General features: G+C 66.1%; 17 protein-coding genes. 2 read left to right on the forward strand and 15 right to left on the reverse strand.

The features are described 5' to 3' along the window. Positions 1 to 102: 102 nt before the first annotated feature. The 10 genes from AC0J42_RS13625 to AC0J42_RS13670 form a co-directional block, all read right to left on the reverse strand. Positions 103 to 1,668 carry a DHA2 family efflux MFS transporter permease subunit gene (locus AC0J42_RS13625; RefSeq protein ID WP_473006547.1) on the reverse strand — a complete coding sequence of 522 codons (1,566 nt, stop codon included), beginning with the start codon at positions 1,666 to 1,668 and terminating at the stop codon, positions 103 to 105. Further along, the gene (locus tag AC0J42_RS13630; protein WP_473006548.1) at positions 1,665 to 2,783 is read right to left on the reverse strand and encodes an HlyD family secretion protein; all 1,119 of its coding nucleotides are present in this window, start codon (positions 2,781 to 2,783) and stop codon (positions 1,665 to 1,667) included. The genes AC0J42_RS13625 and AC0J42_RS13630 overlap by 4 nt, the downstream gene beginning before the upstream one ends. Before the next feature lie 920 nt (positions 2,784 to 3,703). Continuing rightward, positions 3,704 to 6,103, reverse strand: coding sequence for a DUF3772 domain-containing protein (locus tag AC0J42_RS13635; RefSeq protein WP_473006549.1), 2,400 nt, complete (start codon positions 6,101 to 6,103; stop codon positions 3,704 to 3,706). A gap of 97 nt (positions 6,104 to 6,200) precedes the next feature. Then, positions 6,201 to 6,425, reverse strand: coding sequence for a hypothetical protein (locus AC0J42_RS13640; RefSeq protein ID WP_416424073.1), 225 nt, complete (start codon positions 6,423 to 6,425; stop codon positions 6,201 to 6,203). A gap of 370 nt (positions 6,426 to 6,795) precedes the next feature. Further along, positions 6,796 to 7,074, reverse strand: coding sequence for a DUF3077 domain-containing protein (locus AC0J42_RS13645; protein ID WP_416424074.1), 279 nt, complete (start codon positions 7,072 to 7,074; stop codon positions 6,796 to 6,798). Between the two features lie 320 nt (positions 7,075 to 7,394). Continuing rightward, complete coding sequence (locus AC0J42_RS13650) at positions 7,395 to 7,769, reverse strand: MarR family winged helix-turn-helix transcriptional regulator (protein ID WP_473006550.1); 375 nt, start codon at positions 7,767 to 7,769, stop codon at positions 7,395 to 7,397. A gap of 286 nt (positions 7,770 to 8,055) precedes the next feature. Next, positions 8,056 to 9,330 carry a sugar MFS transporter gene (locus AC0J42_RS13655; protein WP_416424076.1) on the reverse strand — a complete coding sequence of 425 codons (1,275 nt, stop codon included), beginning with the start codon at positions 9,328 to 9,330 and terminating at the stop codon, positions 8,056 to 8,058. A gap of 234 nt (positions 9,331 to 9,564) precedes the next feature. Beyond that, positions 9,565 to 11,283, reverse strand: coding sequence for a ubiquinone-dependent pyruvate dehydrogenase (gene poxB, locus AC0J42_RS13660; RefSeq protein ID WP_473006551.1), 1,719 nt, complete (start codon positions 11,281 to 11,283; stop codon positions 9,565 to 9,567). Between the two features lie 96 nt (positions 11,284 to 11,379). Continuing rightward, entirely contained in the window at positions 11,380 to 12,237 is an 858-nt protein-coding gene (locus tag AC0J42_RS13665; RefSeq protein ID WP_473006552.1) for a transporter substrate-binding domain-containing protein, read from the reverse strand. Positions 12,238 to 12,315: 78 nt separating this feature from the next. Continuing rightward, a complete protein-coding gene (locus tag AC0J42_RS13670) occupies positions 12,316 to 13,104 on the reverse strand; it encodes a HalD/BesD family halogenase (RefSeq protein WP_473006553.1) in 789 nt (262 codons plus the stop codon). 105 nt (positions 13,105 to 13,209) lie between these two features. Here AC0J42_RS13670 and AC0J42_RS13675 point away from each other — a divergent pair, with 105 nt between their 5' ends. Further along, positions 13,210 to 14,106 (forward strand): LysR substrate-binding domain-containing protein, encoded by an 897-nt coding sequence (locus AC0J42_RS13675; RefSeq protein ID WP_473006554.1) that lies wholly within the window; start codon positions 13,210 to 13,212, stop codon positions 14,104 to 14,106. 78 nt (positions 14,107 to 14,184) lie between these two features. Here AC0J42_RS13675 and lldD read toward each other — a convergent pair whose 3' ends face one another. Continuing rightward, a complete protein-coding gene (lldD, locus tag AC0J42_RS13680; protein ID WP_473006555.1) occupies positions 14,185 to 15,339 on the reverse strand; it encodes an FMN-dependent L-lactate dehydrogenase LldD in 1,155 nt (384 codons plus the stop codon). 375 nt (positions 15,340 to 15,714) lie between these two features. On the opposite strand from lldD, the gene idi reads away from it, so the two are divergent. After that, positions 15,715 to 16,224: an isopentenyl-diphosphate Delta-isomerase gene (gene idi / locus AC0J42_RS13685; protein ID WP_416424082.1), complete on the forward strand. Its 510-nt coding sequence runs from the start codon at positions 15,715 to 15,717 to the stop codon at positions 16,222 to 16,224. A 5-nt stretch (positions 16,225 to 16,229) separates the two neighbouring features. Here idi and AC0J42_RS13690 read toward each other — a convergent pair whose 3' ends face one another. From AC0J42_RS13690 to AC0J42_RS13705, 4 genes are all read right to left on the reverse strand, one after another. Further along, positions 16,230 to 16,979 carry a substrate-binding periplasmic protein gene (locus AC0J42_RS13690; RefSeq protein ID WP_416424083.1) on the reverse strand — a complete coding sequence of 250 codons (750 nt, stop codon included), beginning with the start codon at positions 16,977 to 16,979 and terminating at the stop codon, positions 16,230 to 16,232. Between the two features lie 66 nt (positions 16,980 to 17,045). Continuing rightward, positions 17,046 to 17,969, reverse strand: a complete 924-nt coding sequence (locus tag AC0J42_RS13695) for a sugar ABC transporter substrate-binding protein (protein ID WP_473006556.1) — start codon at positions 17,967 to 17,969, stop codon at positions 17,046 to 17,048. Between the two features lie 37 nt (positions 17,970 to 18,006). Beyond that, positions 18,007 to 19,158 carry a phytanoyl-CoA dioxygenase family protein gene (locus AC0J42_RS13700; RefSeq protein ID WP_473006558.1) on the reverse strand — a complete coding sequence of 384 codons (1,152 nt, stop codon included), beginning with the start codon at positions 19,156 to 19,158 and terminating at the stop codon, positions 18,007 to 18,009. Continuing rightward, on the reverse strand, positions 19,158 to 20,003 hold the full coding sequence (locus AC0J42_RS13705; protein WP_473006559.1) for an SDR family oxidoreductase: 846 nt from the start codon (positions 20,001 to 20,003) through the stop codon (positions 19,158 to 19,160). Before AC0J42_RS13705 ends, AC0J42_RS13700 begins: the two co-directional genes overlap by 1 nt. Positions 20,004 to 20,071: the final 68 nt, after the last annotated feature.

The raw sequence follows: 20,071 nt of genomic DNA on the forward strand, positions 1-20,071 counted from the left end.
TGGCTTGCCAGCGAGTTTTCAGGGCCGCAACAGCTCGCTGGCAAGCCAGCTCCCACAATCCGCGTAGCAGCTGCCGAAGGCTGCGTCCAGGCACCCCCGCGATCAATGGGCGTCGGCCGAGGGCTGTTGCGGCGGTTGCACCTTGCGCATCAGCGGCACCAGCGCCGTGGCGACGATGAAGCAGGCCATGATCATCAGGAACGCATCGGCGTAGGTCAGCACCTGTGCCTCGCGCCAGGTCAGCGCCCACAGCTGGCGCAGGGCCGTCTGGCTGGCGTCGAGGCTGTTCTGGCCCAGCAGTTGGGCGTTCAGGGTGAGTTGCTCGAGCCAGTTGTTCATGCTTTCGTTGCGGGTGTTGAGGTGCTCGGCCAGGCGCAGGAAGTGCAGGTTGCTGCGGTCATTGAGCACCGTGGCGCAGGCGGCGATACCGAGGGCGCCGCCCAGGTTGCGCATCAGGTTGAACAGACCCGAGGCCAGTTTCAGGCGGTCAGGGGCCAAGGAACCGAGCGTCAGGGTGACCACCGGCGGCACCGCCATCTGTTGGGCAAAGCCGCGGATGGCTTGGGGCAGCAGCAGTTCCTTGGCGCCCCAGTCGTGGGTGATGGGCGAAAAATCCCACATGGACAGGGCGAACAGCGACAGCCCCAGCATCAGTATCCAGCGCAGGTCGATGCGGTTGGCCAGCAACGCGTACACCGGAATCGCCAGCAGCTGGAAGATGCCGGTGGAGAACACCGCCAAGCCGATGTCCAGTGAACCGTAGCCACGCACGCGGCCCAGGAACAGCGGGGTGAGGTAGATGGTGGCAAAGATACCGATGCCGGTGATGAACGAGAACAGGCAGCCCAGGGCGAAGTTGCGCTCGCCCAGGGCACGCAGGTCGACGATGGGCTCGCGTATTTCCAGGCAGCGCCAGATGAACAGCGCGCCGCTGACCGCGGCGATCCAGGCGGTGGTGGCGATGGTGCTGTCGCTGAACCAGTTCCAGCGCGGGCCTTCTTCCAGGGTGTACTCCAGGCAGCCGAGGAACACTGCCATCAGCGCCATGCCGATGTAGTCGGCGCCCTTGAGGAGGCTGGGGTTGGGGCGGTCGACCTTGACCAGCATCGGTACGGCGAAGGTCACGAACAGCCCCGGCAGCAGGTTGATGTAGAACAGCCAGTGCCAGGACGAGATGTCGGTGATCCAGCCGCCCACCGCCGGGCCCAGGGTCGGCGCCAGGGAGGCGATGGCGCCGATGGTGGAGGCGGCGATGACGCGCTGCTTGCCGGTGAAATACATGAAGGCGGTGGTGAAAACCAACGGGATCATCGAGCCACCCAAGAAGCCCTGCAAGGCGCGGAAGGCAATCATGCTCTGGATGTTCCAGGCCAGCGCGCACAGCAGGCTGGTCAGGGTGAAGCCGGCCGCCGAGGCGGCGAACAGCCAGCGCGTGCTCATCACCCGTGACAGCCAGCCGGACATGGGGATGACGATGATTTCGGCGATCAGGTAGGCGGTCTGCACCCAGGCGGTGTCGTCGGCGCCGGCAGACAGGCCGCCGCCGATGTCCTTGAGCGAGGCGGAGACGATCTGGATGTCGATCAGGGCGATGAACATGCCGACGCACATGGTGGCGAAGGCGGCGACCTTCTGGCCGGTGCTGAGGGTGGGCAGCGGGCTGTTCATGGCCGGCTGGCAACGGCAACGTCATCGTGGGCGGCGTGCTGCTGGGTGTCGACCCGGGCGGTCACCGACAGGCCGGGGCGCAAGGCGCCGAATTCGGCATCGCTGCTGTCCAGGCGCACCCGCACCGGCACGCGTTGGACGATCTTGGTGAAGTTGCCGGTGGCGTTTTCCGGCGGCAGCACGCTGAACTGTGCGCCGGTGGCCGGCGCCAGGCTGTCGATGTGGCCATGGAACACACGCCCTGGGAGGATATCGGCGCGGATGCTGACGCCCTGGCCCACCTGCATGCGCGCCAGCTGGTCCTCCTTGAAGTTGGCGTCGATCCACAGGCCCTTGGCCGGCACCACCGAAATCAGCTGGCTGCCGGCGGCCGCGTAGGCGCCCACCCGTGCACGGCGGTTGCCGACGTAGCCGTCCACCGGCGCGCGCAGCTCGGTGTAGCCGATGTTCAGCTGCGCCTGGTCGCGCTCGGCCTGGGCCTGCTGCAACGCGGCGCGGGCCTGGCCGCGCTGGCTGTCGATCACGTCCAGTTGGCGGCGCGCGGCTTGCAGGCCGGCCTCGGCGCGGGCACGGTCGGCGCGCGCGGTCTTCCAGGTGGCGTCGGCGCGCTGGGCGCTTTCCACCGACACGGCCTGGCTGCGTACCAGGGTCTGGTAGCGGGCGTGGTCGTCGCCGGCGCGCTGGGCCTCGGCGTCGGCGGCGTCGATCTGCGCGCGGGCCTGGTTGATCACCGCCTGTTGCAGCTGTTCGGTGGCGTCGAGGTTGACCAGCGTTGCCTGCTGCGCGGCCACGGCGCCGTCGGCCTTGGCCAGGGCGGTGCGGTAGTCGCGCACATCGATGCGCGCCAGCAGGTCGCCGGCCTTGACGAACTGATTGTCCTGCACCGCCACGTCGGTGATGTAGCCGGGCACTTTGGCGCTGATCACGGTCACGTCGGCGCCGACGTAGGCGTCGTCGGTGTCCTCGATGAAGCGGGCGGCCAGCCACCAGTGGCCGGCGTAGGCCAGGGCGCCGAGCACGGCGAGGGTCAGCACGCCCAGGCGCAGGGCTTGCTTGCGACTGGCGCCAGGGGTGGCGGTGAGGGTTTCGGGCGCGGGGGTGACGTGAGCGTCCATGGCGGGCGGCCTCGTGTTTTTCGGGGATGGTGTTTATATTATGGTCATAATATTACACAGTGAATTTAATAATGGAAGGGCGGGGGGAGGTCCGGTTGTCGGCGCGGCGCGGCGCAGCCGCGCCCAGGAAACGCCGCGAGCCGCGTTTGATCTTGATCCCGTGCGGCCGTTGATCTTGATTGTGTGCCCCGTAAAGCGCCAGGGCCGACTGGAGGCGTCGAGCAAGCGGTCCGAGGCGGAGCCGAGGAAGACGGAACCGGAGACGCTTCTATTCCGGGCCGTCGTCCGCTTGATCGGCGCCGGAGGGAGGGGACCCGCAGCGAAGCGTAGGGACCAAGCAGGGGCAAGCCTTTTTTGCTTACTTTTTGTGGCGTTTGACAAAAAGTGAGCCGGCGTAAGGCCGGAAAGGTGATTGTGCATCACCCTTGGTAATGGATATGTGCATGGCTTTCGAATCTCGCTTCTGAGGGATTTGGACATATCCATTTTCGCGGGGATACCACTGACCGTTTCGGCCTTACGCCGACTCACTTTTTGGCAGTCGCCCCAAAAAGTAAGCAAAAAAGGCTTGCCCCTGCTTGGGCCCTCCGCTGCGCTACGGGTCCCCTCCTTCCGGCGCCGATCAACGGGCAGACGGCACCCGCTATAGAAGCCTGCGGGTTACCGTCTCTTCGGCCTGCGGCCTCGGCCCTTCGGGCAGCCCGTTGATCGACGCCTCCAGTCGGCCCGGGCGCTTTACGGGGCATACAATCAAGGTCAAAAGCCAGATCAAGATCAAAAGCCAGATCAAGATCAAAAGCCAGATCAAGATCAAAAGCTAGATCACAAGCAGATCACAAGCAGATCACAAGCGCGTCGTACGCAACGCGCCTGTGTGTGCCGCGCCCGGCGAGGGATGCCGGGCGCGGCTGGGGGCGCTGTTACAGGGGGAGGGGGGCTTTGCTGGATTCGTCGTTGATCAGCAGCATGCTTTGCGGCGAAGACAGCGCTACGCCCATCTCGCGCAGCTGGCCAAGGATGGTAAACAGCAAGTCACTACGCGCGCCCGACACCGAACGCGGGCTGTTCACGTAGCCGCTGGCGCTGATGATCAGCCCGCTGGCAGTCAGGTCCTTGAACGACACCGACGGCGCCGGCGCATCGAGGATCGACTCATGGGCGTTCAGCGCGTTGAGCAGCAGCTCGCGGATCTTCAGCACGTCGGTGTCCAGCGGCAGGGTCAGGGTGATGCCGACCACGCCCAGGGCGTTGCCCATGGTCACGTTGCGCACGTTCTGGGTGATGAACTGCGAGTTCGGCACGATCACCGTGGAACGGTCGGACATCTGGATTTCCGTGGCGCGCACGTTGATGCGGCGAATGTCGCCCTCAACGCCGGCCAGGCTGACCCAGTCGCCTACCTTCACCGGGCGCTCGGTGAGCAAGATCAGGCCGGAGATAAAGTTCTGCACGATCGCCTGCAGGCCGAAACCGATACCCACCGACAGGGCACTGACCACCCAGGTGAGGTTGGTGAGGCTGATGCTCAGGGTGGACATCACCATGATCGCCAGCAACACGTAGCCGATGTAGCCCACCAGGGTCACCAGGGAGGCGCGCATGCCGGCGTCCATGGTGGTTTCCGGCAGCAGGCGCTCGGTGAGCCAGGCCTTGAGGATGCGAATGCCCAGCAGGCCGCCGACCAGCAGGGCCAGGGCCAGCAGGATGTCGCCGGGCAGCACTTTCAGGCCGCCCAGGGGCTTGTCGCCCAGGTCCAGCAGGGTGAAGCTCTCGAGGATCTCGGCAGGGCTGGAGCCGGACGGCATGAACGCCAGCAGCATGCCGGAGAACAGCAGCAGCGTGCGGCCAATGCCGGCCAGCAGGGTGCTGACCTGCGCCTGGTGGCGTTGCGACAGGCCCAGCGCCGAGGCCAGGGCCAGGCCGCCGGGTTCCTTGGGCGACAGCAGGGTTTCGCACAGGTCGCCGAAGAAGGCGATCAGCAGGTAGGCGCTGGTTGCCACCACGCTGATCCACAGCATCTTCACGGTGAGGAAGTAGGCCAGGGTCAGGTAGCCCGTCACCAGGGCCAGCAGGATTACGCCCACCCAGGTGCCGAGCAGCAGCGGCAGCAGTGCGGGGAAGCCGGTGGGACGTTCCACCTCGAACTGGTGGTGGCTGCGGTGGTAGCGCACCAGCGCCCAGAAGGCGATCAGCGAGACCACAAGGGCGGTCAGGCCGTTGACGGCCACGGTCAGGGCCAGGCTGCTGGCGATGACGCTGTTGATACGTTCCTGGGTGCCGATCAGCATCAGCGCCAGGGCCAGCAGTTTCGGGAACGGGCCCAGGGCGCTGGCGATTTCATCGGCGATGTTGGGCAGGCGCCACGAAGGCCGGCGCAACATCAGCATGGCGCGGCCCAGGCCAACGATGAAGGCGCAGAAGATCGCCAGGGTCATCATCTGGTCCAGCAGGTTGACCACGTTGGCGCTGAGGTCGGCGTTGCCGGTGATGCCCCAGTGCAGCACCTGCGCCGAGACGCCGATGGTCAGCACGGTGGTCAGCCCCACGCTCAGCGCCAGGGCGCTGCGGCGCAGGCGGCCTTCGGGCAGGAAGCGGGTCATCGACCAGGCCAGCAGGCGCTCCAGCAGGCGGCGGCCGCTGGTCCAGATCAGCACGGCCACGACCAGTGCGCCGAGGAAGAACCAGCGCGCCTGCGGTGCCATGACCGCGGCACTGCCGTTGCCCACGTCCTGGGCCAGGCTGCTCAGGCGACGCACGTCGTCGTCGGTGGGGCGGATCAGATTAGACCAGAAGGTCGGGCTCAGCGGGCTGGCCGAACGGGCGCTGATCTGCGAGTTGAACAGGCCGCGGCGCAGGTTGACGATCTGCGTGGCCAGGTCGCGGGCCGACTGGCTCAGGGCCGTCAGCTGCTTCTCGTCGTCCACCAGCGCGTTGCGCTTGCCGGTCAGGGCCTGGCGCTGGGCGGTAAGGGTGGGCGCCTCGTCGGGCACCAGTGGGCCGATGACCTTGAGCTGGTCGTCCAGGTGCTCGATGCTGACCGAGCGCTGGGTGTTGAGGTCGTCCGCCTGCTTCTGCACCTGCAGCGCCGCCTGGCGCAGGGTGGACAGTTGGTCGTCGTTGGCGCTGCCGGTGACCCGCTGGCGAATCAGGTCGAGCTGGTCGTTGAGGGTTTCCAGGGTGGCGCCGTCGGCCAGCGTCGGCAGGGCGGTTGCGGTCTGTGACGGGGCAGCACTGGACTGCGCGAAGGCTGGCAAGGTGGTACAAAGCAGTAGCAGGGTGAGCACCCCGGCGTACCAACGGTTCAGCTTGGCTTGCTGCATTCTCGGTTCTCTTTGTGCGGTGAGCGTGTAAACCGCAGAAGAGTAACAGAAAATTACCGCCCGCCCGGTGAAGGCCGCCGGGCGGGCCTGGCCCTGTTCAGCCGTTGAGCATGCGCGCGATGCCGAAGGTCATGGCGCTGGCCAGTGCGGTGAGGGTGAAGGCGGTGGCCACCAGCCACTTGATCAGCGTCGACTCCATGCCCGCGAGGTCGGCCTTGGTGGCGCCATGTTTCTCGATCGAGTCGGCCTTGCCTTCTACGCGGGTGAGCTTGTCGCGAATCTCGGGCAAGGTGTGCTCCAGTTGTTCGATGCGCTTTTCCATGCCGTTTCCTCCCGACGGGTTGGAACCTGGGCGGCAGTTGCCCCGGTTGGGTTCACTACGCTTGAGCACGGCGGCTGAAGGCGTCTTGAAATGCCGTTTGCAGTCGATGCTTCCGTTCATGGTGATTCATCCTCTTCCAGCGCAGCCCAGGTGCCGATGGTTGGGGGCAGGCGACAGGAAAAGCTTACGGGGGCAACCAGGCCCTCACAAGCTGGCCGGGAAGAATCAGAAGCGTCCTACGGTGGGTCCTACGGCAGCAGGGCGGGCGGCCCGTAGCCGCTGCCGCCAGGCTGCGCTGGTCCGTACATACGCTGGAGATCCTCAGCGTGGCTCATGGCCAGCGCAGCCTTCGGCAGCGGCTACGGCGGCTTCATAAGCTGGCGCCATTCCTCAACGCAAGCCCTTTCAGTAACGCATCCGTCAGCGCTTTTGCGCTGTCTATGCAGTGAATGGTCGCGCCCAGAAGCCCCCGCTGCGGTAGTTCACAGTCGGAGAGTTCATACGTCGTCTGCCCGGCGTACTTGAGTAGTTGCGAAATATTGATCAGGGCATCTTCCAGCACGATGCCTCCGTTCACCGCGAACAGTGGCTGCTGATTGGCGTCGCATTCGCCGAAAGAGTGGGGGGCTGTGTCGAGATCGTCGTTCATGAGTCATTCCTGTGCAAACCAGCATGGAGGCCGCACCTTTCGCTACCAAACGAAGGGTGGCGGCCGTACGCAGGTTGGTAGACCGGTGCACAGGACCCGGCGCACACGAATGTGCCCTACGCACGGCCACCGTCAAACGGCGCAATGCGCATGTGCATGCTGGGCTACCAAACCCGGTCGCCGATAGTGGCAACGGCGGGCAGGTTAGAGCATGCACATGGGGTTGGGGAGCTTACACGGCGAAAACAGAATCGTCCTACAGGAAATGCGAAACTGCCTTTGTCAGACCATCCAGCAATGTCCTGTTGGTCCGGGGCGGCTCAAAACGCCCGCAACATCACGTTCAACGCTTCGAAATAAGCCCCTGGCACAACGCGCTCAACCTCGTCGGGCAGTCGTGCCAGCAGGGCGGTTGCGCGCGCATGGACCTCGCTGCCGGCTGGGGTGGGGCTGAGTTTTATCCGGCGCCGGTCGGGCTGGTGGTGCAGGCGCTCGAGCCATTGCTTGCGTTCCAGCTGGTCGACCAGGGTGGTCACGCCTGACAGCGAGATGCCCAGCTGCTGGCTCAGGTGCATCGACACGCTGGTCTTGTGCTGTACCAGCTGGTCGAGCAGGGTGAACTGCGAAAGAGTCAGCCCCAGGGGGGCCAGGCATTGGCTCAGCGTGCGCTCAAGCGTGCCACGCGCTTGGGTCATGAGCCGGTAGGAATCCAGGTACGCTAATGTCATGCAGGTAACGCCAGTGGTTCGGGACGGGAAAACTTGCCGCGGCAGGGTACGACGACTGGCACTGGAAATTAACGAGGGATCGCTCAAAGCAGCGTTGCGGGGGGCGCAATGATCTGGGGACGCGGCCTGTGGCCGCTGCTACAGACAATTGATGGGGGGGTACGGATTCGCGTAGCAGCTGCCGCAGGCTGCGTCCGCTGCACGCGGGTGTCAGGTGCAGGACGCGGCCGGCGGCCGCTGCTACGGGGTTACATCAGGCGGGCTTGCGGGTGTACCAGCCGTAGCCGGCGATGGCGGCGTAGCACACCGCCGGTACCGCGAGGGAGAACGACAGGGTGCTGAAGTCGGCCACAAGGCCGGTCAGCGGCGGGACGATGGCGCCGCCGACGATGGCGCAGCAGATCAGCCCCGAACCTTCGGCGGAACGCGCACCCAGGTTGGCGCAGGCAAGCGCGAACAGGGTTGGGAACATCACCGAGTTGAACAGGCCCACCGCCAGGATCGACCAGCCGGCCACGGCGCCGTGGCTGTTGGCCGCCAGCAGGATCAGGCTGATGGAGCAGGCGGCGGCGCAGGCCAGCACCTTGCCCGGGGCGAAGCGGCGCAGCAGCGCGGCGCCGATGAAGCGGCCGACCATGGCGCCACCCCAGTAGTAGGCCACGTGCTTGCCCGCCAGTTCAGCGTTGAAGCCGAAGGTGTTGTCCTGCATCAGGAAGTTGGTCAGCAGGCTGCCGATGGCCACTTCCGCGCCCACGTAGAAGAACAGGCTGGCGGCGCCGAACGCGAAGCGCGGGCGCTTGAGCAGGCTCAGGGCTGCCAGTGGGTTGGTGGCTTCGGGGTTGATGGTCGGCGGCAGCTGCTTGCGCTGCTGCCAGACGATCAGCGCCACGGCCACCAGCGCCAGGGCGATGCCCAGGTAGGTGTGGCTGATGACCTGGGCTTCTTCGGCCAGGAAGGCGATCAGCGCCTGGGGCGACAGGCTGGCCGGGTCGACGGCGTTCAGCGTGCCCAGGATCAGGATGGCGCCCAGGTACGGGGCCACGGTGGTGCCCAGCGAGTTGAAGGCGTGGGCGAAGGTGACGCGGCTGCTGGCGGTGTCGGTCGGGCCCAGCAGGTTGATCAGCGGGTTGGCCACCACTTGCACGATGGTCACGCCGATGGCCAGCACGAACAGCGCACCCAGGAACGCGCCGAACACGCCCACCAGGGCGGCGGGAATGAACATCAGGCAGCCGGCGGCCATGGTCAGCAGGCCGATGACTGCGGCGCGCATGTAGCCCACCCGTGCCAGCAGCAGGCCGGCCGGAATCGAGGCAATCACGTAGGCCAGGAAGAACGAAGACTGCACCAACATGGCCTGGGCGTAGGTCAGGCTGAACAGGCTCTTGAGTTTCGGGATCAGCACGTCATTGAGGCTGGTGATGCTGCCGAAAATGAAAAACAGCGAGAAAACGAAAAAACTCAGGCGCTGGACGTTGCCGGTGGCAAGGGAGTTCAGCTCTGGTTTGGCAGTGGCAGTGCCGGTCATGAAATGGCTCTCGGTCTTATTTATGCTTGGAGGAATGGAAGTACGCCGGAGCGACGTTGCAGAGGAAGGTCATGGTGAATCAGCCAGTGTAGGGGCCGCGGATAATACTATTGTGGTGTCGAAATTCAACCGAATGGTCATGAAAACAGGCACTTGCGTGCAAAGAAGGAAGGCGGGCGCAGCGCCGTAGCCGCTGCCGAAGGCTGCGCTGGCCCGGATAAACGATGGATTTCTTCAGCGCAACCAGTTGGTCTTTGCCAGGTTTACCAATTCCTTGGCCCGCCCATCCAGCACCGCGCGCAGCATGAACAGACCGAACCCCTTGACGTTGGCGGCGGTGATTTCGGGTGGGATGATCAGCTCCTGGCGCTCGCTGACCACGTCCACCAACACCGGCCCGTCATGGGCGAAAGCATTGGCCAGGGCGCCTTCCAGGTCCTGTGGCCGTTCCACGCGGATGCCCTTGATGCCCATGCTTTGGGCAAAGGCGGCGAAGTCGGGGTTCTTCAGTTCACAGCCCACGTCCGGCAGACCGCTGGCCTTCATCTCCATCTCGACGAAGCCCAGGGTGCCGTTGTTGAGCACGATCACCTTCACCGGCAGGTTGGCTTGGCTGAGGGTGAGGAAGTCGCCCATCATCATGCTGAAACCGCCGTCGCCGGACATCGACACCACCTGGCGCCCCGGGTAGGTGGCCTGGGCGCCGATGGCCTGAAGCATGGCGTTGGCCATGGAACCGTGGTTGAACGAGCCGACCAGGCGGCGCTTGCCGTTCATTTTCAGGTAGCGCGCGGCCCAGGCAGTGGGGGTGCCCACGTCGCAGGTGAAGATGGCGTCCTCGGCGGCCATTTCGCTGACCAGGCGGCTGAGGTATTGCGGGTGAATGGTGCTGCTGCCGGGGCCGCTTTCGGCCAGGCCGTCGAGGTCCTTGCGGGCCTTGGCGTAGTCGGCCAGGGCCTGGTCCAGGTGCGCCGAGTCGGTGCGTTCGGGCAGGCGCGGCAGTAGCTGCTGCAAGGTGTGCTTGACGTCGCCGATCATGCCCAGGGCCAGCGGGCAGCGGTTGCCCAGGGCTTCGGGCTGCAGGTCGATCTGGGCGATGCGCGCGTGCTCGGGGAAGAACTGCCGGTAGGGGAAGTTGCTGCCCAGGATCAGCAGAGTGTCGCAGGCCTTCATGGCCTTGAAGCCTGACGCGAAGCCGATCAGCCCGGTCATGCCCACGTCATAAGGGTTGTCATATTCCAGGTGCTCCTTGCCGCGCAGCGCGTGCACGATGGGCGCCTTCAGCTGGCGGGCCAGGGCCACCACTTCGGCGTGGGCGCCGGCGCAACCGGCGCCGCACAGCAGGGTGATGCGCTGGCCCGATTGCAGTAAATGGACCAGTTGGTCTATTTCCGCTGCCTGGGGCACTACCACGGGCGGCTTGGGCGCCAGCCACTGGCTTACCGGCGCGTCCAGTGCGGCCAGGGCCACATCGCCGGGGATCACCACCACCGCTACGCCACGACGGCTGACCGCTACGCGCATGGCCCGCTCCATGATCTGCGGCAGTTGCTCGGGGCGCGATACCAGCTCCACGTAATGGCTGCAGTCCTTGAACAGGCTTTCGGGATGGGTGGCCTGGAAGTAGTCGATGCCGATTTCGCTGCTGGGGATGTGCGCGGCAATGGCCAGCACCGGCACGCCGCTGCGGTGGCAGTCGAACAGGCCGTTGATCAGGTGCAGGTTGCCCGGGCCGCAACTGCCGGCGCACACCGCCAGCTCGCCGGTCAGGTGCGCCTCGGCGCCGGCGGCGAACGCGCCGGCCTCCTCGTTGCGCATGTGCACCCAGTCCAGCCCGCCCAGGCGCCGCAGGGCGTCGGTGAAGCCGTTGAGCGAATCGCCCACCACGCCGTAGACGCGCTGGACGCCGGCTTGCTTGAGGGTGTTGACCATGTAATCGGCTGCGGTGGGCATGCTGCGCACTCCTGGATTCAAGTAGGTTCCTGAGTCTGAGTGCGCAGCGCCGCGGGTGTTCCGGGGCAATTATTAAGAAATTGCCATGAAGCGGGTTCAGGGCGCGACGTCGGCCTTGAACCATTTCTGCGAGAGTTTCTGTACCGTGCCGTCGGCCAGGGCCTCGGTCAGCGCTGCATCCAGGCGCGCCTTGAGGTCGCCGTCGCTCTTGCGGAAGGCCAGCGCCTCACCCGGGCCCCAGATGGCGCCGCCGATCTTCGGGCCGACCATGTGCACGGCCTGGTTGTCGGGGTTCTGCAGCGCCGAGGCGAAGAAGGTCACGTCATCGAAGGCGAAGTCGATGCGCCCGGCGTTGAGGTCCATCATGTGCTCGCCGGACTTCTTGTAGACGCGCACGGTGGCGACGTCGGCGAAGTTCTTCTCGATGAAATCGGTGTAGGCGGTGCCTGACTGGATGCCGATGGTCTTGCCTTTCACCAGGGCTTTCAGCGCCTCGATGGTCGGCCGGTCGTGGGCGGCATCACCGTCCAGCTTGACCACGGTATCGCTGGGGGCGCTGGCGATCAGCGCCGGGGTGGCGCTGACGAACACGCCCTGGGTGGCGGCGTAGGGGCGGGAGAAGTCGACGATGGCCTGGCGCTCCGGGGTGATGACGATGGCGTCCATCAGCATGTCGAACTTGCCGGTGTTGAGGCCGGCGATCATGCCGTCCCAGTCCTGGGCCTGCAACTTGCAGTCCAGCTGCACGCGGGCGCAGAGGTTGCTCAGCAGCTCGGGTTCGAAGCCGGCGATTTCGCCGCTGGGCAGGGTGGTGTTCCAGGGCTCGTAGGCGCCCTCGGTGGCGACGCGCACCTGGGTCCATTCCTTGGCGTTGGCCATGGCCGTGGTTAGCAGGGCGCTGCCGAGCAGGCAGCAGGTGACAAGGGTACGGGTAGTGCGGCTGATCGCGTTCATGTGTTTCCCCAGAAGTTCGAGTGGTTCGGCAGGGGCAAAAGGTGCTGACGCTGTTGTTATTGTGCTGACGCGCTGGGCTCAGGCGGTGCGGCCGTAGAAGCCCTGTTGTTCCTCGGGGCTGAACAGCACGCCGGGGGTTTCGTAATAGGAGAACACCGCCACCATGCGCTCACGGTCGCCGCGCACCGGGGTCACGCGGTGCGCGGTGTGCTTGCCGCGGAACACGTTGAGAGTGCCGGCCTGCAGGGCCAGGGTCTGCACTTGCGGGTCGCGGCCTTCCAGCAGTTCGGCGACGCCGGCGTAGTTGGGGTCATCGGCGCTGCGCAGGTCGGTGCGGTACTGGAACTCGCCGCCTTCGGCGGGCGATTGCAGCATCAGCGTGGTGGTGAATTCGGAGCGGTCGAAATGCCAGTTCAGGGTTTCGCCATGGCGGTAGCTCATCACGTTGACCCGGGCCAGCGGGTCGGCCATCAGGTACAGGTGGGGCTTGTCCATCACTGCCGCCAGGAAAGCTACCAGTGGTGCGTACTCGTACACTTCGCTGACCAGGCTGTCGCGCAGCTGGTCGGCGCACAGGGTGTGGCTGACGGTTTCCACCTGGCGCAGGGCCGGGTGGTCGGCGGGCAGGCCATCGATGCTCGGCTTGAAGTAGATGTTGTGGGTGCGGCTGTGGGTGTGGGATTCACGGTCCATCACCGGCTGGATCTGCTGGGCGGCATCGCGCACCGCGTCGCTGCGAATGAAGCCTTCCAGGCTGAACATGCCGTGCTGCTGCAACTGCGCGCGGGACTCGTTGACCAGTTTGTGCCAGGCGTCGCTGCCGGGCTGGTGCAGGGGGTAGCGCTGAAGATCAATGATGCTGCTCATGATGGACCTCGCGTTTGACGATGGAGCCACCGTAACCCGAGAAAAACTTAGCAACAACGGCAGAAATTGTTAGGCTTCCCGCAGAAAAACTGGAGGGAAAGCCCCATGCGCCTGCCACCGCTGAATGCCCTGCGTACCTTTGAAGTGGCTGCCCGGCTGGGCAGCTTTGTGCTGGCTGGCAGCGAGCTGGGGGTGTCGGCGGCGGCCGTGAGCCTGCAGGTCCGCCACCTGGAGGATTACTTCGGCAAGAAGCTGTTCACCCGCAGCGGCAACCGCCTTGCGCTGACCGATGCCGGCCTTGCGGTGTACCCGCAGACCGCCCGGGCCCTGGGCGAAATCGCCAGCATGACTCTGCGCACCCTGGAGGGCGAGGTGCGCACGCGGCTGATCGTCAGCGTGCCGTTTTCCCTCGCCGAGGGCTGGCTGGCCCCGCGCCTGGCGCGGCTGCTGGAGGTGTACCCGCAGCTGTCGGTGGACGTGCGCGTGGAGGACGACCCGGTGGACCTGGCCCGGCATGACGTGGATATTCGCGTCAGCTACGGCGACTACCATTATCCGGCGTGCAAGGCGGTACCGTTGTTCCATGACCAGGTGGTGCCGGTGTGCACGCCAGAGCTGTGGTACCGCCACGGCAACCCGCAGTTCGACCTGGGCCAGTTGCCCCCCAGCCTGTTCATCCACACCCAGTGGGGCGCCAATTACGCCTCGCACCCTACGTGGAGCGACTGGTTTGCGGCGCGGCAGGTGCAGCGCTCGCCAGACCCGGCGCTGGGGCGGCGGTCGGGGCTGTCGAGCCTGTCGGTGACCCTGGCGCGGCTGGGCATGGGCATTGCGCTGGGGCAGCAGGCCCTGGCCGCGCCGGACCTGGAGGCGGGGCGGTTGATTGCCCTGTCCACCGCGTCGTTGCAGTTGGGGCACCCGTATTGCGCGTTCGTGCCCGGCGGCAAGGAGCAGCGCGCCGACGTCGAACGCATGCTGGCCCTGTTGAAACACCCCCTGTAGCAGCTGCCGCAGGCGGCGTCCTCACCACGGGGCGTGTCAGGTCCAACGCGTCGCCGATGACGCGGCCTGCGGCCGCTGCTACGGGGCGGCAGCGAAGGCGGTGGCGGCCAACGACTCGCGGGTGATTTCCTTGATCGACTTCGCGCCGGTCAGCACCATGGCTACGCGCATTTCCTTTTCGATCAGGTCGAGCAGGTTGCTCACGCCGGCACCGCCGGCGACGGCCAGCGCATAGATAAAGGCGCGGCCCAACAACACCGTGTCGGCCCCCAGGGCAATCATCCGCACGATGTCCAGCCCGTTGCGCACCCCCGAGTCCGCCAGTATCGCCAGCTCGCCCTTCACCGCATCGGCAATCGCCGGCAGCGCGCGGGCGCTGGACAGCACACCGTCCAGTTGGCGACCGCCGTGGTTGGACACCACGATGCCATCGGCGCCGAACGTCACCGCGTCGCGGGCGTCCTGGGGGTCGAGGATGCCCTTGATCACCATCGGCCCCTGCCAGTAGTCACGAATCCACTCCAGGTCCTTCCAGGAAATCGACGGGTCGAAGTTGCTGCCCAGCCAGCCGATGTAGTCGGCAAGGCCGGTGGGGTGGCCACGGTAGGTGGAGATATTGCCCAGGTCGTGGGGCCGGCCCAGCAAGCCCACGTCCCAGGCCCAGACCGGGTGGGTGACTGCCTGCAGCATGCGCCGCAGCGGCGCGTTGGGGCCGCTCATGCCCGAGTGCGCGTCGCGATACCGCGCGCCGGGCACCGGCATGTCGACGGTGAACACCAGCGTGGTAACCCCCGCGGCCCGGGCGCGCTCCAGGGCGTTCTTCATGAAGCCGCGGTCCTTGAGCACGTACAGCTGGAACCACATGGGCCGCTTGATGGCCGGCGCCACCTCTTCGATAGGGCACACCGACACCGTCGACAGCGTGAACGGAATGCCCTTGGCATCGGCCGCCTTCGCCGCCTGCACCTCACCGCGCCGGGCGAACATGCCGCACAGGCCGATGGGCGCCAGCGCCGCTGGCAGGCTCAAGGTCTCGCCGAACAACTGGGTCTCCAGGCTCAGCTCGGCCATATTGCGCAGCACCCGCTGGCGCAGGGCGATGTCGGCCAGGTCGTCGACGTTGCGCCGCAGGGTATGCTCGGCGTAGGCGCCGCCGTCGAGGTAATGGAACAGGAAAGGCGGCAGTTTGGCTTGCGCCGCAGCGCGGTAGTCGGTGGCAGCCGAAATGATCATGAGCGAAGGGGTTCTCCTTGAGGGCGCAATGCGCAGGCCATGCACGTCGCACCACTGTAGCAGCAACTGTCTTTGTGGGAGCTGGCTCGCCAGCGAGTTTTCAAGGCCTCAACAGCTCGCTGGCAAGCCAGCTCCCACAGTCCGTAGCAGCAACGCCTTGAAACCGCGTCGTCTGCATCGCGACCATGTACACGCGTTCCCGTAGCAGCGGCCGCAGGCCGCGTCATGGCAACACCGCAGGGCCCCGGACGCCGCCTGGCGGCAGCTGCTACGGGATTCATAAGCGGGCGCTTATCAATGATGCACCCTTTAGTGAATGGATTGCCCATTCATTTGCGTTCATCGTGCAGGCTTGTCCGATTACGCGAAGTTCTTATGCCCACGCACGCCCTCCACACACCGCAAGTTGCCAAGGCCTTTTCCTGCTACATCTTCGATGCCCAGGGCAGGGTACTGATTACCCGCCGCGCGTTGGGCAAGCGCGTGTGGCCGGGGGTGTGGAGCAACTCGCTGCATGGCCACGCCCAGCCAGGCGAGGCGCTGGACCAGGCGCTGCTGCGCAGGTCGGCCTGCGAGCTGGGCATTGCCGTGGAGCAGGTGGAGCTGTTGATGGACGACTTCAGCCAGCCGGCGGACCCTGCGTGCGCAGGCGTCGAGGTGTTCCGCGCGGTGACCCGCGACGCGCCGCTGCCAGCGCCTGACGAGGTCATGGAGTGGCAATGGGTGAAGGCCGAGACCGTGCTCAGCAGCGCCAGCGCCACGCCGTTCCTGTACAGCCCGTGGATGGTTGCGCAGCTGGAAGCCATTCTGGTGCGGGGCCTGTACCTGCGCTGGCGCGGCAACGCCATCAAGCGCAGCAACGGCCGCTTTCCGTACCGCTGGTAGGCCGCTCAGCGCTCGATGTAACGGCGCTGGATGCGCGCCAGCTCGCCCGACTGCCGCAGCTGTTCCAGGGCTCGGCCCCACGCCGCCACCAGCCTGTCATCCGAGTCCTGGCTGAAGGCGATGTAGAGTGATGAGCGATACAGCTCCACGGGGATCTGCCGCAGGGTGCCCGGGGCAATGTGCAGCACCTGGCTGTAGTAGGCGACGCCCGCCGCGGTGTCGCCGATGATGATGCCAGTACGGCCGGCCAGCAGCATGCGGTACAGCTGCAGGTTACTGGCGGCGCTCTTGTCGAGGTTGCCGAAACCCTGCGCCTCCAGCTGTTCAGGCACCAGCCCGGCCTGCCGGGTGGTGATCTGCGGGGCGTGCAGCAGCTGCTCGCGGGAGTCGAGTTGCTGGGGCGCGCTGGCCAGCTGGTAGGGGTAGATCGACTCTTCGACGATAGGCCCGACCCATTTGTACAGCGGCTCGCGCGCGGCAGTGCGGAACAGCGAAAACATGATTGTCCGGGGGCGGGTCTGCAGGGCATGGGTGCTGCGCATGCTGGGCAGCAGCTGCACCTGGAAGTCATCCCCGGTCAGCGCCATGATCGCCCGGACCACGTCGGTGGTCATGCCGGTGAGCTGATTGTTTTCCAGGTAGTTGTACGGGGCCCACTCTTCGGTTACCACCCGGTAAGGCTCGGCGGCGGCGACCTTGCCAAGTGGGCCCAGCAACAGACAGAGCAACGCGGTGATGAGTGTCGTCGATTTCACGTGTCCTGCCCGGTCGGCTGTACGGGGGAAGCAGCCCCAGTATAGACCGAGGCGCCCCGGTAACCGCTAGGGGTTCACAAACTGCTGGTAGTTGGCCTTGGTAATCAGCTGGTAGGGGATGGTCAGCTCCGCCTGGTAGGGTTCCTTGCGCACCATCTTCAGCGCCAGGTCGATGGAGCCGTAGGCCTGGCCCTTGTTGTCCTGGTACACGGTCACGCTCAGGTCGTCCTTCTTGATCGCCTCGAGGCCCGCCGGGCCGCCGTCGCTGCCGCCCACCAGGATGTCCTTGCCCGGCTGCAGGCCGGCCTGGCGGATGGCCATGGCAGCGCCGATGGCCATCTCGTCGGCGTTGGCGGCCACGGCGTCGATCTGCTTGCCCGAGACGATCCAGTTGTTCATCAGGTCCATGGCCTTGCTGCGCTGCCAGTCGGCGGTCTGCTCTTCCACCACGTGAATATTGGGGTAGTCCTTGAGCACGCTTTTCACCCCGCGGGTGCGGTTGTGGGTGGCGTCGTTGGACAACAGCCCGAGCATGATCGCCAGGTTGCCCTTGCCGCCCATTTTGTCAGCCAGGTAGCGCATCTGCATTTCCCCGGCCTTCACCTCGTCCGAGCCCACGTAGCCCACGCCCACTGGCAACTGCGGGGTTTCCGGGCGACGGTTGACGTACACCAGCGGGATGTGGGCCTTTTGCGCGTCTTCGGTGATCTTGGCAGTTGCGGCGGTGTCCACCGGGTTGACGATGATGGCGTCCATGCCCTGGGCGGTGAAGCTGAGCACCTGGTTGAGTTGGCGTACCACGTCGCCCTGGGCGTCCTCGAACTGCAGGGTCACGCCCTGCAGCTGTTTGCCGTGGGCGGCCATGTAGTCGCGCATCTGCGCCAGGAACACATCATCCACCTGGGCGATGCTGATGCCGATGCGCACATCGGCCATGGCCAGGGGGGACAGCAGGGCACTGAACAGCACGGCGAGCATTTGTTTTTTCATGGGTAGATCCGCTTTGTCGTTATTGTTGGAAGGATGTTCAGGCCCTGCGTTTGTCGCGCAACTGCTGCACGCGCTCGGTAAAAGTGGCCACGCTGCAGCCTTCGGCCAGTGCCGCCAGCATCAGCTGTTGCCCGGTCTGCGGGGCCAGGCCGTGCAGGGGCGGGTCGGTGTCGAGGTTGGTGGGGAACGAATAGCCGTCCGCGGTGCAGGCCACCACCGCCGCCACCTGCTCGGCGCTCAGCACCTGGTCGCGCACCTGCTGCAGCAGGCAGGGGTACAGCGCCAGCATCATGCGTTCGCGGTCCAGGGCCTCCATGGGCTTGCCGAACGCCGAGGAAATCTGCAGCAGGTTGGCCATGCGCTGGCGGTCGGCAGTGCGGTTGGTACCGGCTGCATGGAACAGCGCCGGGTTGAAGAACAGCAGGTCGCCCTTGTTCAGCGGCAGCTGCACCGCATGCGCCTGAAAGTACTCGATGAACTCCGGGCGGCGCCAGGCCAGGTAGCCCAGCGGGTACTGCTGGGAAAACGGCAGCAGCAGGGTCGGCCCGGTGTCCAGCGGCATGTCCGAATGGGCGATGGCGCCCTGCAGGGTCAGGTACTGGGACAGCACGTGCAGCGGCAGCGGGAAGCGCTCCACCACTTCCGGCACCTGGAAGCCCAGGTGGTAGTCGCGGTGCGGCTGCTGCGCCTGGCCGCCGGGGTGCACTACGTTGACTTGGGCGGTGACCTGGAAATCCGGGCCCAGCCAGGCCTCGGCGATCAGCCCCAGCAGCGGGTTGGCGTAGTACTCGATGAACGAGGCCGGCGAGTGCAGCGCGGCCTTCTGCAAAGCGTTCCAGATGCGCCCGTTGCTGCCGGCCTTGGCGAAATGGTCGGCTGCCACGCCCTGGGCTGCCTCTTCGGCGAAGATGGCGTCGAACACCTCGCTGTGGCGGTCCACCACTGCCAGGTCGGTGTAGGCCTGGCGCACCACCATCACCCCCGGGCCCTGGCTGAACAACTGGTGCAGCTCGTTGAGCACCGCGCCGCGCTCGGCGTCGCGCAGGGTGTGAGCCTGGTAGATGGGCACATTGGCCTGCACCTCGGCGCACAGCGGGTAGTGCTGGGGCAGCGCCTGTTGCTCGCACAGGCGGCTGAAGTCCTGCAGCTGCACGGCGTCGCTGCGCACGAATACCGATGGGCTGTTCATCAGGCGCCCTCCGGCAGGGTCAGCGGGCCGCTGGGGCGCGGCGCGGTGTCGTCGCCGCAGCCGACTACGCCTTGCTCAAGGTCGAGCACGGTGCCGGTCATCATTCCCGACTCGGCGGACAGCAGGTAGGCGACGCTGCGCGCTACTTCTTCAGGCTTGAGCAGGCGGCCAAACGGCAGCCCTTGCTCGGCCCGTTCCAGCCAGCCGTCCTGGGCGCCGTGGTAGCGGCGCTGGATCTCGTCCTCGTGGGGCGTGTCCATCCAGCCGATGTTCAGGCCGTTGACGCGGATGCGGTTGCGCAGGGCGCTGAAGGCGACATTCTTGGTCAGCACCGCCAGCGCGCCCTTGGAGGTGGAGTAGGGGCACAGGTACGCCGGGCCACCGTGGCCGACGATGCTCTGGATATTGACGATGGCGCCGGCCACGCCCTGGCCGATCATCAGCTTGATGGCCTCCTGCATGAGGAAGAACGGCGCGCGCACGTTCACCGCGAACAGCCGGTCGAACAGCTCGGGCGAGGTGTCGAGGATGGTGCCGCGGTCGGACATGCCCGCGCAGTTGACCAGCCCGTGCAGGGTGCCGAAGTGGGTGCGCGCGGCCTGGATGATGGCGCGGCAGTCTTCCACGCGTTCGAGGTCGGCCTGCACGAAGTGCGCCTGGCAATCGAGCCGGGCCAGTGCCTGCACCTGGGCCTGGCCTTCGGCCTGGCGGCGGCCGCAGATGATCAGGCCGGCGGCGCCACGCTGGGCGAGGGTGTGCGCCACGGCCGCGCCCAGGCCCTGGGTGCTGCCGGTGACGACGAAATACTGGCCGTGGAAGGGGCGGTTGAGGTCAGCTGCTGCCATGGGTTTGCTCCTGGTTTTTTGTTGTTGTGCTGCCCTGGCTCGACGCCTGGCGAAACTGAGACTAGCAT

The organism is Pseudomonas sp. Tav-5-1A (genome assembly GCF_055755055.1).

Excerpts from the sequence above, each read along its gene's own strand:
- AC0J42_RS13625 (WP_473006547.1), bottom strand. The coding sequence starts at position 1,668 with ATGAACAGCCCGCTGCCCACCCTCAGCACCGGCCAGAAGGTCGCCGCC.
- AC0J42_RS13630 (WP_473006548.1), bottom strand. The coding sequence starts at position 2,783 with ATGGACGCTCACGTCACCCCCGCGCCCGAAACCCTCACCGCCACCCCT.
- AC0J42_RS13635 (WP_473006549.1), bottom strand. The coding sequence starts at position 6,103 with ATGCAGCAAGCCAAGCTGAACCGTTGGTACGCCGGGGTGCTCACCCTG.
- AC0J42_RS13640 (WP_416424073.1), bottom strand. The coding sequence starts at position 6,425 with ATGGAAAAGCGCATCGAACAACTGGAGCACACCTTGCCCGAGATTCGC.
- AC0J42_RS13645 (WP_416424074.1), bottom strand. The coding sequence starts at position 7,074 with ATGAACGACGATCTCGACACAGCCCCCCACTCTTTCGGCGAATGCGAC.
- AC0J42_RS13650 (WP_473006550.1), bottom strand. The coding sequence starts at position 7,769 with ATGACCCAAGCGCGTGGCACGCTTGAGCGCACGCTGAGCCAATGCCTG.
- AC0J42_RS13655 (WP_416424076.1), bottom strand. The coding sequence starts at position 9,330 with ATGACCGGCACTGCCACTGCCAAACCAGAGCTGAACTCCCTTGCCACC.
- poxB (WP_473006551.1), bottom strand. The coding sequence starts at position 11,283 with ATGCCCACCGCAGCCGATTACATGGTCAACACCCTCAAGCAAGCCGGC.
- AC0J42_RS13665 (WP_473006552.1), bottom strand. The coding sequence starts at position 12,237 with ATGAACGCGATCAGCCGCACTACCCGTACCCTTGTCACCTGCTGCCTG.
- AC0J42_RS13670 (WP_473006553.1), bottom strand. The coding sequence starts at position 13,104 with ATGAGCAGCATCATTGATCTTCAGCGCTACCCCCTGCACCAGCCCGGC.
- AC0J42_RS13675 (WP_473006554.1), top strand. The coding sequence starts at position 13,210 with ATGCGCCTGCCACCGCTGAATGCCCTGCGTACCTTTGAAGTGGCTGCC.
- lldD (WP_473006555.1), bottom strand. The coding sequence starts at position 15,339 with ATGATCATTTCGGCTGCCACCGACTACCGCGCTGCGGCGCAAGCCAAA.
- idi (WP_416424082.1), top strand. The coding sequence starts at position 15,715 with ATGCCCACGCACGCCCTCCACACACCGCAAGTTGCCAAGGCCTTTTCC.
- AC0J42_RS13695 (WP_473006556.1), bottom strand. The coding sequence starts at position 17,969 with ATGAAAAAACAAATGCTCGCCGTGCTGTTCAGTGCCCTGCTGTCCCCC.
- AC0J42_RS13700 (WP_473006558.1), bottom strand. The coding sequence starts at position 19,158 with ATGAACAGCCCATCGGTATTCGTGCGCAGCGACGCCGTGCAGCTGCAG.
- AC0J42_RS13705 (WP_473006559.1), bottom strand. The coding sequence starts at position 20,003 with ATGGCAGCAGCTGACCTCAACCGCCCCTTCCACGGCCAGTATTTCGTC.